The sequence below is a fragment of the Synechococcus sp. CC9902 genome, assembly GCF_000012505.1.
Classification (GTDB): Bacteria; Cyanobacteriota; Cyanobacteriia; order PCC-6307; family Cyanobiaceae; genus Parasynechococcus.
This window is the reverse complement of the sequence record NC_007513.1, coordinates 1,156,866-1,170,504: the sequence shown is the minus strand read 5'-3', so window position 1 is coordinate 1,170,504 and position 13,639 is coordinate 1,156,866. Positions and strand designations below refer to the sequence as shown.

13 protein-coding genes and 1 tRNA gene are annotated in these 13,639 nt (G+C 50.5%); 6 read left to right on the top strand and 8 right to left on the bottom strand.

Annotated features, from left to right (window positions below):
• Nucleotides 1-1,278: 1,278 nt before the first annotated feature.
• Nucleotides 1,279-1,527, bottom strand: coding sequence for a hypothetical protein (locus SYNCC9902_RS06045; protein ID WP_156771083.1), 249 nt, complete (start codon nucleotides 1,525-1,527; stop codon nucleotides 1,279-1,281).
• Nucleotides 1,528-2,470: 943 nt separating this feature from the next.
• Here SYNCC9902_RS06045 and SYNCC9902_RS06040 point away from each other — a divergent pair.
• Nucleotides 2,471-2,941, top strand: a complete 471-nt coding sequence (locus SYNCC9902_RS06040; RefSeq protein WP_011359995.1) for a cupin domain-containing protein — start codon at nucleotides 2,471-2,473, stop codon at nucleotides 2,939-2,941.
• Between the two features lie 232 nt (nucleotides 2,942-3,173).
• Here SYNCC9902_RS06040 and SYNCC9902_RS06035 read toward each other — a convergent pair whose 3' ends face one another.
• On the bottom strand, nucleotides 3,174-3,446 hold the full coding sequence (locus SYNCC9902_RS06035; RefSeq protein ID WP_011359994.1) for a hypothetical protein: 273 nt from the start codon (nucleotides 3,444-3,446) through the stop codon (nucleotides 3,174-3,176).
• Between the two features lie 288 nt (nucleotides 3,447-3,734).
• Between SYNCC9902_RS06035 and SYNCC9902_RS06030 the strand changes: the two genes are divergently transcribed.
• Nucleotides 3,735-4,010 (top strand): hypothetical protein, encoded by a 276-nt coding sequence (locus tag SYNCC9902_RS06030; RefSeq protein ID WP_011359993.1) that lies wholly within the window; start codon nucleotides 3,735-3,737, stop codon nucleotides 4,008-4,010.
• A 1,285-nt stretch (nucleotides 4,011-5,295) separates the two neighbouring features.
• On the opposite strand, the gene SYNCC9902_RS06025 is transcribed toward SYNCC9902_RS06030, so the two are convergent.
• The 4 genes from SYNCC9902_RS06025 to nrdJ all read right to left on the bottom strand — a co-directional run bounded on the left by SYNCC9902_RS06025 (nucleotide 5,296) and on the right by nrdJ (nucleotide 8,562).
• Nucleotides 5,296-5,490, bottom strand: coding sequence for a hypothetical protein (locus SYNCC9902_RS06025; protein WP_041425012.1), 195 nt, complete (start codon nucleotides 5,488-5,490; stop codon nucleotides 5,296-5,298).
• Between the two features lie 339 nt (nucleotides 5,491-5,829).
• A complete protein-coding gene (locus SYNCC9902_RS12950) occupies nucleotides 5,830-5,955 on the bottom strand; it encodes a hypothetical protein (RefSeq protein ID WP_255346173.1) in 126 nt (41 codons plus the stop codon).
• Nucleotides 5,956-6,088: 133 nt separating this feature from the next.
• Nucleotides 6,089-6,175 (bottom strand) — tRNA-Ser (locus SYNCC9902_RS06020).
• A 59-nt stretch (nucleotides 6,176-6,234) separates the two neighbouring features.
• Nucleotides 6,235-8,562: a ribonucleoside-triphosphate reductase, adenosylcobalamin-dependent gene (gene nrdJ, locus SYNCC9902_RS06015; protein ID WP_041425010.1), complete on the bottom strand. Its 2,328-nt coding sequence runs from the start codon at nucleotides 8,560-8,562 to the stop codon at nucleotides 6,235-6,237.
• Between the two features lie 118 nt (nucleotides 8,563-8,680).
• On the opposite strand from nrdJ, the gene SYNCC9902_RS06010 reads away from it, so the two are divergent.
• From SYNCC9902_RS06010 to SYNCC9902_RS05995, 4 genes are all read left to right on the top strand, one after another.
• Nucleotides 8,681-9,352 carry a class I SAM-dependent methyltransferase gene (locus tag SYNCC9902_RS06010; RefSeq protein ID WP_011359990.1) on the top strand — a complete coding sequence of 224 codons (672 nt, stop codon included), beginning with the start codon at nucleotides 8,681-8,683 and terminating at the stop codon, nucleotides 9,350-9,352.
• 9 nt (nucleotides 9,353-9,361) lie between these two features.
• Nucleotides 9,362-11,008: a peptide chain release factor 3 gene (locus SYNCC9902_RS06005; protein ID WP_011359989.1), complete on the top strand. Its 1,647-nt coding sequence runs from the start codon at nucleotides 9,362-9,364 to the stop codon at nucleotides 11,006-11,008.
• 95 nt (nucleotides 11,009-11,103) lie between these two features.
• Nucleotides 11,104-11,325, top strand: a complete 222-nt coding sequence (locus tag SYNCC9902_RS06000) for a hypothetical protein (RefSeq protein WP_041425401.1) — start codon at nucleotides 11,104-11,106, stop codon at nucleotides 11,323-11,325.
• Nucleotides 11,326-11,366: 41 nt separating this feature from the next.
• The gene (locus SYNCC9902_RS05995) at nucleotides 11,367-12,062 is read left to right on the top strand and encodes a CPP1-like family protein (RefSeq protein WP_011359987.1); all 696 of its coding nucleotides are present in this window, start codon (nucleotides 11,367-11,369) and stop codon (nucleotides 12,060-12,062) included.
• Here the strand turns inward: SYNCC9902_RS05995 and hslO are convergent.
• Both hslO and SYNCC9902_RS05985 read right to left on the bottom strand, forming a co-directional pair.
• A complete protein-coding gene (gene hslO, locus SYNCC9902_RS05990) occupies nucleotides 12,059-12,976 on the bottom strand; it encodes an Hsp33 family molecular chaperone HslO (protein WP_011359986.1) in 918 nt (305 codons plus the stop codon). The genes SYNCC9902_RS05995 and hslO overlap by 4 nt on opposite strands.
• Nucleotides 12,977-12,990: 14 nt before the next feature.
• Nucleotides 12,991-13,629, bottom strand: coding sequence for an ABC transporter ATP-binding protein (locus SYNCC9902_RS05985; protein ID WP_011359985.1), 639 nt, complete (start codon nucleotides 13,627-13,629; stop codon nucleotides 12,991-12,993).
• Nucleotides 13,630-13,639: the final 10 nt, after the last annotated feature.

Genomic DNA, 13,639 nt, shown 5'->3' with positions numbered 1-13,639 from the left:
AGCTGTTGCTACAGACCTTTGATAGCGCATCCGTCAACCCTTCTGATGTTCATGTCGTTACAGACTTAACTCAGCGAGATCAACCGTTGGGGTTTGGCATTCCTCCACTGATTTGATCGACTAGCAGCGTTCAGGTTGTGCAGCAAGGAGCAGCCCCGCCGAAGCCGTTTGGGGAGCTGCGGCCCTGTTGCGAAAGCCACCGTTGCCGATGGCCCCCTAACTCATCGCATTGGCCAAACGATGAACTGAATGAACTCTGATTAGTCCAACGATCTTCTTTGGATCAGAACTGACCGATCGATGCATCCGATGTGACTCCGCTTGGAAACGAATAAAGTGATCAGCCCTGTCCATGTTCATGGCATCAACACAGTTTTGATACTGCGATTTGCAGCTGAAGTTACTAGAAGCTCCATGTCGAGTACACATACTGAAGTGGAAGTAGTCGATTGGCCTAACTGCCAGGTGCGGGCCAATATGCACCGACAACTTCGCAAGAGGATGGCAGTTAACGATCTTTAACTGCCTCTCTCTTCCTCATGACGGACGACTTGGTTCAGTATTTAAAATGAATGTCAGAAATCTTGCTCAGACATTGCCAGCAGAAAGCCCCAGTCAATGCTGGGGCTTTCCACGTGTCCTTGGACGGGATAACTACTTATAACTTGTAATAGGTGGTCAGTGTGAATTGTGAGTACGATTGCTACAAATCCATGAAAGGTCCATCCACCCCTGCATTCACCAACAGAGATGGATGTTTGTTTGACCTGTCGATCCCGTCCAAGGACGACTGCTCAATATTGACTGTTCGCGTGGGGATCTGAGTGACAAACGTTTGTTGTACGGGTGACATATTTACCCATAGCCGCTGATTAACTGGCATTAGAACGAGATACGAGTAGATAACTAAAATTTTCACTCTTACCACATTTGATGCTTCACTAAGGCATGGATTTATTCATGAGCCTGCGAACTGAGTAGGGAAATAGATAAATTTGCCAAACTTCAGCAGTGGTCGGCACTGAGCGTTTGTTGAATCGGTTTCATCTGAAGCTCTTTCCTGTAGCAATTAAGGCAAGCCAGCCTCCAGCCCTTGATAGAACCTAGAAATGGAAATTCCAACTTGGCTTTATACAGTTGAAATAGCGTTCATCACCCTTGTTACTACGAGATATATTCAACTTAAGAGTGTGACGATTCGCCGTTCCAAGTTTGGAACGTTTCGTCGACGTCGAAATTGAACACTACTCTCGCAATCCTGATCAGTCAGAGTCGTCCCTAGCTAATGCCAATCATTGGTGCCATCCATTCCGCATGTATTGCTGTAAGCAGAGCAATATCGAACTCATGAACAGCAGGGTTCGTTTTGTCTGCAAGCCACAAAATCCCAAAAGGAGCATTAATGGCAATTTGCAATCTCCAACGCCAAGTGATGATTTTCCATATCTTGAGAAGGAGTGGTTTTGGCTCTAAGTTGAGTTCGCTCATCATTTCAATTGGAACGACGCGCAATATGGCGGATTTCATGGAGAAATGGCGCCCTTGTTGAAATGGGAGCCTTTGTGTTGATCCATCTGATGTGGCTCACGCCTCAGTGCCATACTCGGTTACCAATATTTGTTGCTTTAGTTTCATGGCAATAGTTATACAACTGAAATTAGATTTTCCCTCTTCTTTCATCAACTGGCGCTGCGTGATCAACTGACAACGCCAGGCTTCATGAAGCTGATGCACGGGATGCGTTCATTCCTGTGAAGCAAGGTGCGGCCTCCCGTGCAGGGGAGGCACACGACCCTGTTGCGAATCCACCGGTGATCTCCAAACCTCGGTGGAATCTATCCATCGCAGCGGAGAACGATGAACTACATCAACTCTGATCAGGTCCCGGACCCTCCCCACATCAGAACCGACGGATTGGTGCATCGGATGAAACCAAAGCCTCGATCATTCAGCATTCCTTGACTCACACGAAAGCTATGACTCCCCCTCTGGAGTAAGAGCCATAACCTCCAATGCGAAATCTATTGAGGCAGCCACGCACCAATAGACCCTATTCATCGTCTGGAATCGATGAACTGAATGAACTCTGATGAACGCTCCGACTTATCTCGCATCACAAGCAACAGGGCGCAGCATCGAATGCAACCACTGCCTTCATCACTTAGTACCGATCACAAGGTATCAGTCACAGAAAGCAGGAAGACATTCGACAGGTCGCCAGATCTTGCACTAAATCAACATCAACCGTTCTCTGGGCGGGGTTGTATTGGCAAAACAGCTATTAACAGAGCAGATGCTGTTCTTCTTTGACGAGACCCCATTACTAGTTCTTCCTTTCTGTCCAGTGACCGAGCTGAGTCATGGCGAATCAAAGAAGGCAAGCACGCCAGCTGGTGCATGGAATTAAGTGTCGTTTGATACATACGGCACGTAACATATTTCTCTGTACTGATTTAAATAGCTATGGTTAATGGGATCAACCTTTTCTTTTTTAATGTTTTTCAAGGCGTTAATTGCTTCCATTTCTGGATTGATTATTGCAGTTCCAGCTGCAATGGCTGATGGGCATGGAACGACCGCAGATGGTCCTGCCGTTGAAGTTAAGCAGATTATGGGCACATCTAAAACACTTGAGGGTGATTCTTTTTCTTATCCAGAAGGTGTTTCTGAATTACGTCTCTATCGTGTTTCATTCCCGCCTGGCACTGGATTCCCGCTCCATACCCATCCAATGCCTCTGACTGGATACATCCAGCAAGGAAAAATTGCTCTAGTGAAGCCAGGTGGCAAAAAATATGTCTTCCTGTCTGGTGAATCATTTGTTATCGCTGACCAAACCCCCGCTCACACCATGGAGAATGTGGGGGAGGGATATGCAGTAATGCTTGTTAATGCGGTAGCCGCTGAAGGTCTTGAAACTGTGGTTATGGCAAAGCCATAGAGACGGCGCTGGGTAAAATTTTTTAATATTAATTCCCTAACCTCACACAGTTCACCCCGTCGCAAGGCGGGGTTTTTAGTGACTGATCACGCTTCAATACAATACCTGAGGCAAAATAAATAACACTACGACGCTTGATGGTGTTTTTGTTCTGCAATCGATGTCATAGATAAAGTAGTATCCGCTGGCTCTTAATATTTTCAACATCGACATCGGTTTAATTGAGATTTACCTATTGACTGTCACCACTCCAGCCGTGTATTGAATTCCAAGTCTCATGATATTCGTAATCAGATGATGGTGTTTCTTCGATTACTTCTAACTCTAAGCCATTTTCAGCAATAACCATTGCCAGTCTTTTTTTTGTTTTATCCCATTTATCTGTATGGTTCCAATCATTAACCTGCTGCTTTAGATAAGCTAATGCCTCATTATGGGTAGGGAACGATTCTAGTTCATTGGCTTCATCGCCATCGTCCATTACCACTGTGAAGAGGTTACTCATGACAAAGGACAGCCTTCAAATATCCTAGTCATCTTTCATGGAAAGACCAGTATTCAAGAGTTCTGATTAAAATAGCCTTAATTATCCCAGCGGGAGAAGGTAGAGTGCGGTATCTCCCAAATAGGAGATGTGGTGAGAAGTAAGACTGGTGATGTTTGTTCTTAAATAAATAACGTCCAGAACCAACATCAAATCACAAATATAAGTATTTATTCTGGTCAATATATGTAAGCGTTTATACTGCAATTGGTCTAGTCCTCGATTTACATTGGCTAAAAGTTAACAAAGATGTCTTCTTCTTCCGGCTCTTATCAGCAGGCCCTTGAACTATTCACTGAGTCTGTAATCAAGCCTGATTCTGACTTGCGAGCTAATGCTGCTGCAAAAAATTGTTTCGCAGAACTTATGGAGATACGTCAGCATTGTCTTACATATTTAAATACTTTAAAAGAAATTCATCAAATTGAATTAGCCGATGAAAGTGATGACATTGAGGCAGTCAAAATAGTAAGCACAAAGATTGATTCAATGGATGTAGTATTTTCACATGGTGAGATGATGTAATTTCTTCTCCTTCTGAATCAAAGGATGCCGATTGCCTTTAATGTTGGCTCATTTTTGGTCTTAAAGAACGTCAAAGAGCTGTATTAATTGAGCTGATGGAGGTCAGAATAAGTCCACTGGTTGTTGAGGGAAAGTCGAACAGGCTTGTGCAGTTGCACTCAGGCTTGAGCCTCTAACTCTTATGGATGAGGAACGAATTCGAAAGCCATGCATCAAGCTCTTAAGTCGCTTCATAACTTTCTGGCGTATGGCGTATTCCTTGCCAGTTCATGGTTGATCTCCTTGCCGGTTTCATCCAGGCTCCCAGCCCGAAGTTCATGCCGTTAGGACCGTCGATGGACTCTTTAAATTCCTCCGCAATACTCTCTAGCGGACTTCCCAGATACAAAAGGCAGCACCTTCTGGCCCAACAGGGGTAAGGAGTGGTTGAAAAATCCCGCTTCCAGGCTTTTGGTTCCTACCTCATTCCAGCCACCGCCCGGTGCGATGGCGGCTTGCGCCATCTCCCTCCAGTGCTGCTCTTTGCCAGCTCGCCTCGTGATGAACGTGGAAAAACTTAGATGCTGTGGAGCGGTCTCCTTTCAACGCATTTTGAGTTAGCTGCTCAACCATCGTTCTCGTGTGCAGCACCCCCAACCAACTGCCTACAACGTCTTTTGCTGCTGAGGGAGCGACCTGGGCCGCTTGGTCGTACCTGTCGCCAGTTTCGTTGTGGCCTGAGCAAAAAGAAGAGTCAACCGAGAGAGTTGGCTATGCAGGACAGGAATAGATGCCAAGCGCTTTTCCTTCATCGGTTCTTTGCTGACTGATCTGGCGACAACCAGCCTCTACAGGGGGCGTCCTTGAGCCGATATGGATTGTGTAGTTGTCCTTAGTGCTAGTCAGCAGAACAATAGTGAGTGCCACTAGTGAAAGCAGAGCGGTAATTACGAATCTCATTTCTTTATTTGTAGTTTCACCATTCTGGCGATTCCAATAGAACGTCTGTCTGTTGCGACTGAATCTTGTTATCCCCTGCTGAGAACAGTGTCCCGAAAAGAGCCGCTGGGCGGCATTAATCGTCTACGAGTTATTCCTCTTGCCATCGTTGAGTCATGCCGAATAAGAACCACCTACTTGTTGATCTACATGCGCTGCAGCATGCCCTCGGTCGGCTGAGGAACCTCCATTAAGCAAGGTCTGGCGGATAGCAAATAAGATGCCGTCAGCCCGTGCCCAATGGGTGGAAGCGATGTCCGCCGAAGGGGTGATGGCTGATTTTGATCTCCCTTTGCGGCCTTGCTAATTATTCGCAACAGCCACCTTGCTGCAAGGCAACAACATTCACACCACTGACAACATTTGAATCCATCAGGACTTGAACCTGAACACCCCCATTAACGTCTTCTATTAATTCAACGGCGAGACCAACAAGCTCCTCACCACTAGCTTTTGTGTAATTCAGTAGTTCTACGCGTTGGAGCTTGTTGGATGCATCCATTGAGTTTGCCTCTCTAATCTCATACAGCTAATGCAGGACTGCCCTCTTCTTTTGACATTTGATACCAGGCGCCCGAATGGATGAATGACCAACCGACAAGTTCAGGTCGCTTAGCTCCTATGTACTTGCAACGATCACGCTTGCGCGGCGAGGTGTAGCCCCCGAGAAGGTAGGGGCTACGGCCTCCAACTGATCCACCGCAGAGACTCCTACATATCGCGATGGATCAAGTTCATCGCCTGGAATCGATGAACTGAACCAACTTTGATCAAACCCTCGCCCCGCTTTGGATCACATTCGACGAATCGGTGCATCGAATGAAACCAGGGCCGCGATCACTCAGCGATCCACCAATTCTTGATCGAAGTCTTCTGAAAAGAACCCATCCATTTCGAGCCCCGCAAGGCTGATCAGTCTGCAGCGAGCATCCAACTCAGCTAACACAGCATCAATGGCATTAGTCACAACGGAAGTTGCGAGTATCTCGGGGTGGCATCGACACATTCTGGCCACAACATGCTCCGATTTGAAGCAGTGCAGCTGCCCTGAGAATCCTGTCTGGCATAAAAAAAGCCCAGTCATCGACTGGGCTAAAAAGCGGAGAGGGTCGGATTCGAACCGACGGTGGGCTTGCACCCACGCTGGTTTTCAAGACCAGAGCCATAAACCACTCGACCACCTCTCCAAAGGGGTCGTGCAACACAAGGCATTGCACGACCATTGTATTCGGACACCCTTTGGCAGCTAGTTCGGTTTGGCCAGTGGAAGCAGACATTTATCTGAATCACATCCGGCTGGGCCAGCCTCGGTGAGTTCCCCTTGGTCGTAGCGCTGTAAAGCGTCAAAGAAGTTGCTGCTCACGCGCCGTTCTACAACCTCAGACTGAAGCTTTTCATAGGTTTCAGCGTCGATCGGTTCGAATGGAAGCCGTGGGAACGTCGCGTTGGCGTCGAAACGCGCCAGCAGTGCAGCAGAGATGTACCCCTCTCCGTTGTTCATCGCTTTGAAGAGTGCCTCAGAAATCGGTTCAATTTCGTTCTCACGAAATTCGATCGTGGCTGAGGTGTTGTGAGCGGTGTAATGACGTTGAACTTGCATGTAGAAGTCAAATTGCGCCATTGCTGAGAAGCCATTGATATCAACGGCATCAGCACCGGGGAGGTTGGCCCAGCTCACTTCAGTTGGAATTTCAACCAGCCATTCAGTGCAACGGGGGTCAAAGGGATCGTTGAGCAAACGACCCTCGTCATCTTTGTCGGATTGGGAAGGAACGATGGTGTAGCCGTAATCCATACAGGCCATTGCGACGGGATCATCTTTTCTGAACGTGATCCGACGAATGAAGCGCTGTGCTTTGGGAGGGTGCCAGCCAGGTGCGGCACCGGTCAGCAGGCTTTTCGTTCCAGCTGGCTGAACAGTTGTGCAGCGATTAGGACGGCGAAGACCTTCGCGATCGCAGTATTCCCAAACGGTTTCATTAACGATGGCTTTCCAGCGAGCCAGATAAGCAGCTTCCTGGGATTTAAAAGCAAGCCCTTGATCGGTATCCGGACGGCCGGCTTCCCACCAGTTCAGCCATTCGGTGCCGAAGGCATGCACAAAGAAGTCGAATAACCCGGTGAAGCTCACTCCCACGATGGGATCCCACTCCCGGCTCTGGCGGTAGCGCTCCACTTCGAAGCGATGGTTCAGCAAGCACGCCACGGAGAGAGCACCGGCACGGAACGCATCCGCTTGACCCTTTTCATCGCTGGGGTCGATTTGATTGAGGTGAACTTCCGCAAGGTTGCAGTGGAAGTCGGCCCCAAGAATTTCGCCACAGGGATTGAGTCCATAACGACTCAATCGATGATCGAGCTCAGCATCACTCATTTCACCGTGGTTCGTGCAGAGCCAACGGCCCGCTTCGTCCCGGCCTTGATCGCAATAAATCTCGATAAATTCTTGACGCAATTCAGGCGTCTTGAGGAGATCGGCGTTCGAGCGTGCGATCGCTTCAGGGGCGAATTGAATAGCCCCTTCCCCAGACATAAATTGCTTGGTGACGGCGGCGTGAACAACCTCTTTAGTTGGGCGAGTGTGGTAAACGCGGGTGTGGTTTGCCATGCGAAGCGAATCCCGCTCGGGGTCGATTCGCCAATTCCCCTCACCATCCTGCTGCCAAAGATTGTCCTTCGCTGATGCAGCAGCGTGGTCGTCAGCGGCAAACTGGCGCATTCCTGCGCTGCGGCGGATGTTGCCCGCCACAATCGTGACGGCGGCTTCATCGATCAGCAAACAACACTCGACTGAAGACAGACGCCGTCCAATCGCTTTATTCAGAAGTCTTGCGACGCGCCCGTAGAGATCCTTGAGTTTGACGGGATTGGCCATCCCACCGAAGCCCTTCAGGGTTTCGCCGACGGGACGTACATCATTCAGATCAACCGTAATCTCAACAGTGCCGCCGTTGAATTGGGGGTCGCTGCTCAATTCGAGGAGAAGCTGATAACTATCGACCCAGCCCCGCCGAGTGTCACCGACCTTGATTTGGACTTTATTGCCGTTAATGCTGTGCGTGCAGGCGTCTTGGCGAGACTCGGCTGGAGTAATGCCGATGTCGCTCACTGAAACAACGCTCAGCGTGTTCTGGACGATCGGAAGTTGATCAATCAGCCGCGGCTCGATGATTGCTCCAGTGCCGCAACCCATCATCGCCAGGTCCATCATCAGACCAAAGGCTTCCCAATCCACAAGGTTGGTGGAGGTGCAGTTGTAGGAGCCAGAAAAGTTCTCGGGCTTTTCAATCCACGGAGTTCCGCCGATCCATAGCCAACGACCAGAAGGCAAGGCCTTCTTTTCGGCCTGCATGCGGGCCATCAACGTGAGCTCGGCCTCCGTGAGATTGCCAAGCTTCTGAAGGCCATCGAGGTTTCTGGAGCCAACTTGGCTCCAGCTTTCCCGTCCGTTGGGGGTTCGTCGGCTGTAAGTCCGATAAAAAACAGGGTTTGCTGCTGGAGCCGTTGCTGGAAAGTCCCCGAAGCTGAGGCACTGTTCTGCGGTGGGCTCCACACGATTGGGGGTCAGGGTCACGTGCGGTAAGGGGCACAACTAATGGTCGAACCCTAACGCCATAGATGGGGGGAGCAAGTTCTCTTTACCACCATCTGCAGTGTCCAGTTCAAACTGATTTCAGAATTGGCAGCCATTGATGCAGCGCATACCTGAGCCGGAGCTCATGACTGCCCACGAACAGGTGGATGCTTACGCGGATGCTGATTTCAGCAGTGGTGATTCCAGAACGGTTGCCTTAATTGAACAATTGCTGGATGAGACAGGTCCGCTGCCAAAGGATCCTCTGATTGTCGACCTCGGCTGTGGCCCAGGGAACATCACCATTCGTTTGGCCGAGTTGTTGCCAAACGCCCAGGTGATTGGGATTGATGGTTCCGAGCCGATGCTTGCGGTGGCCAAGCGACGTTCCATTCGTACTTCAAACAACTTGAAGTTCATCCGCCTTCAACTGCACGAAATCGAAGTTGAACTCAAGGATTTGGCAGATTTGGTGGTGAGTAACAGCTTGTTGCACCACCTCAAGAAGCCCGATCTGCTTTGGTCTGTAACGCAATCGATTGCCAAGCCTGGTTGCCGCGTCTTGCACCGAGATTTGCGACGTCCAACGAGTCTGGCTGAGGTGCATCGCCTGCAGCAGCAACACTTGCCTAAAGCACCGTCGGTTTTGATTCAGGACTTCACCGCGTCTCTCGTGGCCGCATACACCACGGATGAGGTCGATCAGCAATTGCGTCGTGCTGAGATGAAATGCGCCAAGGCATGGTCTGAGGACGATCGATATCTGGTGGTGTCAGGCTTAGTGGGTTGAAGAGATCCGATGAGTAGCAGCCAAGCACCCCTAGATATTGATTTGGCCAAGCAATTGGCTGATGCCGTGGATCGACGTCGCAATTTCGCGATCATCTCCCACCCCGATGCTGGTAAAACAACACTCACCGAGAAGCTTCTGTTGTATGGCGGTGCCATTCAGCAAGCCGGTGCCGTGAAGGCGCGGGGGGAGCAACGCAAGGTGACGTCCGACTGGATGGAACTTGAAAAGCAGAGGGGAATCTCGATTACCTCCACTGTTCTCCAATTCGACTACGGCACAACAACGATCAATCTGCTCGATACGCCTGGACACCAAGATTTCTCCGAAGACACCTACCGGACCTTGGCGGCTGCAGATAACGCTGTGATGTTGGAGGACGCTGCGAAGGGGCTTGAACCGCAAACGCGCAAGTTGTTTGAGGTTTGTCGAATGCGACAGATCCCGATTTTCACGTTCATCAACAAAATGGATCGCCCCTGCCGCGATCCGCTGAGTTTGCTTGATGAAATTGAATCTGAACTTGGCCTGATTCCTTGGGCTGTGAACTGGCCCATCGGTAGCGGTGAACAATTCCGAGGTGTCATCGATCGCCGCACCCGCGAGGTGATCTTGTTTAGTCGTGCCGGTCGAGGTCAACAGGCCACGGAACGAAAGTTGTCGCTGAATGATCCGGCCCTACGTGAACTGGTCGAGGAGGACCTTCTCGATCTAGCCATTGAAGAACTTGAGCTGCTGGAGGCTGCAGGTGCCGATTTGGATTTAGAGGCGGTGCATTCAGGCGATTTGACACCGGTCTTTTTTGGTTCGGCCATGACCAACTTTGGTGTTCGTCCCTTCCTCGACGCATTTTTGGAGCTCGCTCAACGACCGATTGGTCGTTCAAGCAGCGACGGAATGATTGATCCGCTTCGAGAAGATTTCTCGGGATTTGTCTTTAAGTTGCAGGCCAACATGGATCCGCGCCATCGCGATCGCGTCGCTTTTGTTCGTGTTTGCAGTGGTCGTTTTGCCCGCGATATGACGGTGAAACACGCTCGAAGCGGTAAAGCGATTCGCTTATCGCGTCCCCAAAAACTTTTTGGACAGGATCGTGAAGTCGTTGAAGATGCTTACCCCGGGGATGTGATTGGTTTGAACAATCCGGGAATGTTCGCAATCGGCGACACCCTTTATGTGGGGTCAAAGGTGGAATTTGAGGGAATTCCTTGCTTCAGCCCAGAAATCTTCAGCTGGCTTCGTAATCCGAACCCCTCCGCTTTTAAGAATTTTCGAAAGGGGGTTAATGAACTGCGTGAGGAGGGTGCTGTACAAATTCTCTACGACACTGATGAAAGTAAGCGGGATCCAATACTTGCTGCTGTGGGTCAACTACAACTCGAAGTTGTGCAGCACCGACTTGAAAATGAGTATGGCGTTGAAACACGATTAGAACCGCTTGGATATCAAGTGGCTCGTTGGGTAACAGGGGGCTGGCCAGAACTCGATCGTTTGGGGCGCATTTTTAATTGCAAAACAGTTCGCGATGCGTGGAATCGGCCAGTGCTTTTATTTAAAAATGAGTGGAACCTCAATCAGCTGAATCAAGATCATCCCGAGTTTGAATTGAGCAACGTTGCTCCTGTCGTGAGTGGTGTTGAGCCCATCAGCCTGTAGCAACTTCACTGCCGAAAGTGCATCTGCGGATCTTCAAGAGCGGTCCACAGCGACGCTCTGAGATCGCCAGACTGATCAAAGTTCAGCGATCGGTTGTGGATTCCCTCTGGCTACTGCGTCGCAGCACCGACGGTGGTACCGATTACGTGCTTTTCCGAGGGGGTGATGAACCTGTGGAAATGTTGGAGGGCTATCACTTGCCCCCACAGATGCCTTTTATCAAACGTCGGAAGTGGTTAAACCGTGCCGATGCGCAATCTTGTCGAAGACGCCTCGAACGAAGTGAGGGATATCGACATGGAGCACCTCTTTTTTGAGCAATCCTCGATATTGTTTTGATAGTGAGTTGATTTAGGCCATGGCCGCGGTGGGCGAATCAGGTTCAGAGTCCGGTTCGGAAGATCCATATATCCGGCTTGGCCTTAGCCAAGACGCCACCTTTGAGCAGGTTCAAGCGGCTAAAGCCCGTTGTATCGCTGATGTTGACGGTGACGATCAAGCCCGTGCCCGTGTTGAAGCTGCCTACGACGCTGTTCTGATGGCCCGGTTGCGAGGACGTCAGCAAGGTCAGGTCAGCCCAGCTGCGGCCACCGCGTCTCAACGTGAAGAAGGTGTTGGCTCTGCTTCCTTAACGGGTCCTTCCTTCCCGGGCACCAGTGTTCTGCAGAAATTACGCACCAATCTCCCAGATCCAAGCCAATCGTTGGCCTCTTTGACACCTCAGTGGTCGTTGGTGGAAGGCCAAGGTCGGCTTGTTCGAGTCATCGCCGGCATTGCTGGGCTTGGCTTGCTCGTCGTCTCCGTTGCCAGTGTTCAACTGGTCCTGGCGTTGGCCTGCATTGGGGTTTTCCTGAGCCAAGTCAGACGCGGACGACGCCCTTTGGCGTCATTGGGATGGACCCTTCTCGCCCTGCTGGTGGGGCTCGTGGTGGGATCGTTGTTCACGATTGCATTGTCTCCGACAGCTCTTCAGCAGTTGTCGATCACTCCCGCACAAATTCAGGCATTGCCTGCAGCGGCTTTGCTTTGGCTTGCTGCACTGTTTTTGGCTTAAACAGCTGCGGGTAGTCCTTCAATAATCCCTATTAATTCCTCACGCTCAACCACATAACGGTTGTTGCAGAAGTGGCATGTCAGTTCAGCTTGTCCGTCAGCCTCCAGCATTTCAGATAATTCTTTTCGACCGAGCAATAACAGTGCCCCGATACTCCGCTCTCGTGTGCAACGGCATTTAAATCGGACATCCTGAGTGGCCTCAGTATCTGTTAAAGGTTGTGGGTCAAGGTCGGGAAATACATCAATCAGTAGATCTTCAAGATTGTTGTTGCAAGCGGCAAGGCGCTCGCTGAACCCCTCGATTTCACGACATCGTTGTTCAATCAGCTCAACGAGTGCCGGTTCTTCTGCTGCCTTGGGAAGAATCTGTACGAGTAACCCCCCGCTGCATAAAATCCCATCACGATTGATTTTTTCACCAACAAACACACCAGACGGCGTCTGTTCGGAATGAAGCAGGTAGGAGGCCACATCTTCACCAATGGCACCCCCAACGAGTTCCACGGTGCTGTTGAACGGCTCACCTTTGCCGTCATCGCGCATCACATGTAAATATCCTGTGCCTGCAGCGGCTTTGAAATTAAATCCATAGTTTCCTTTTTCATCGGAAATGGGGTCGAGTTCTAAGGCTGGCTCCCCGACGTAGCCCCGAACAGTTCCGTCACGACCCGCATCCACCATCAATCCTTTGATCGGTCCATCCGATCCAAGCCGTAGGTTCACTCGGCCGTGACGCACTTTCATTGAACTGGCCAGCATCAATCCCGCGCTCATGGCCCGACCCAACATCACTGCGGTGAGCAAGGACAACCCATGTCGGGCTTGTGCTTCTCGCAGTGTTTCGGTGGTGGAGACTGCAACAAGCCGTATGCCACCTCCGGCGGCTGTTGCTCTCACCAGCCGGTCAGCCATAACGTTTACCAAGCTCAAATCAATGTAGTCATCGAAGTCAGCTGGCCGTTCTCCAGTCGTAATCGATCCGAATCCCATCGATTGAATAATTCAGGCTCATGGGTCACCACGATCAAAACTTGCTCTTGCGCGAGGTCTGACAAAAGCTTCAACACCTCGGAGCGGACCGACCAATCCAAGCCAGCAGTGGGTTCATCAAGGAGTAAAACTTCAGCACCGCGCAACAGTTGAACAGCCAAAGCCAAGCGGCGTTGTTGTCCTCCGCTCAGTTGTTCCGGAGGCGTCATACGCGAGATCTTCTGCAACCCAACCCGATGAAGCACCTGATCTTGGCGATCGCTTCCCAAGCGCCGGTGCCCTAAACGCAGTTCTTGGCTCACATTCAATCCAAGAAAATGGCGTTCAGGGAACTGAAACACCATTCCGCAAAGCCCCCTTCTTTGTCGCCGGTTCATCACCTTTCCTTCCCAGGAAATCGAACCAGATCGCGGGGCTGATAAGCCACTGATCACCTCTAGTAAAGATGTCTTTCCAGACCCACTGGCTCCTGCAATCAAAAGCGGTTTTCCTCGCTCAGCATGGAAACTGGCACCCCGAAGCACGGGCGACGCAACCGTCGCGGGTGCGTAGGTGACATCAGACAGTTGAAGCATCAGCTCAGCT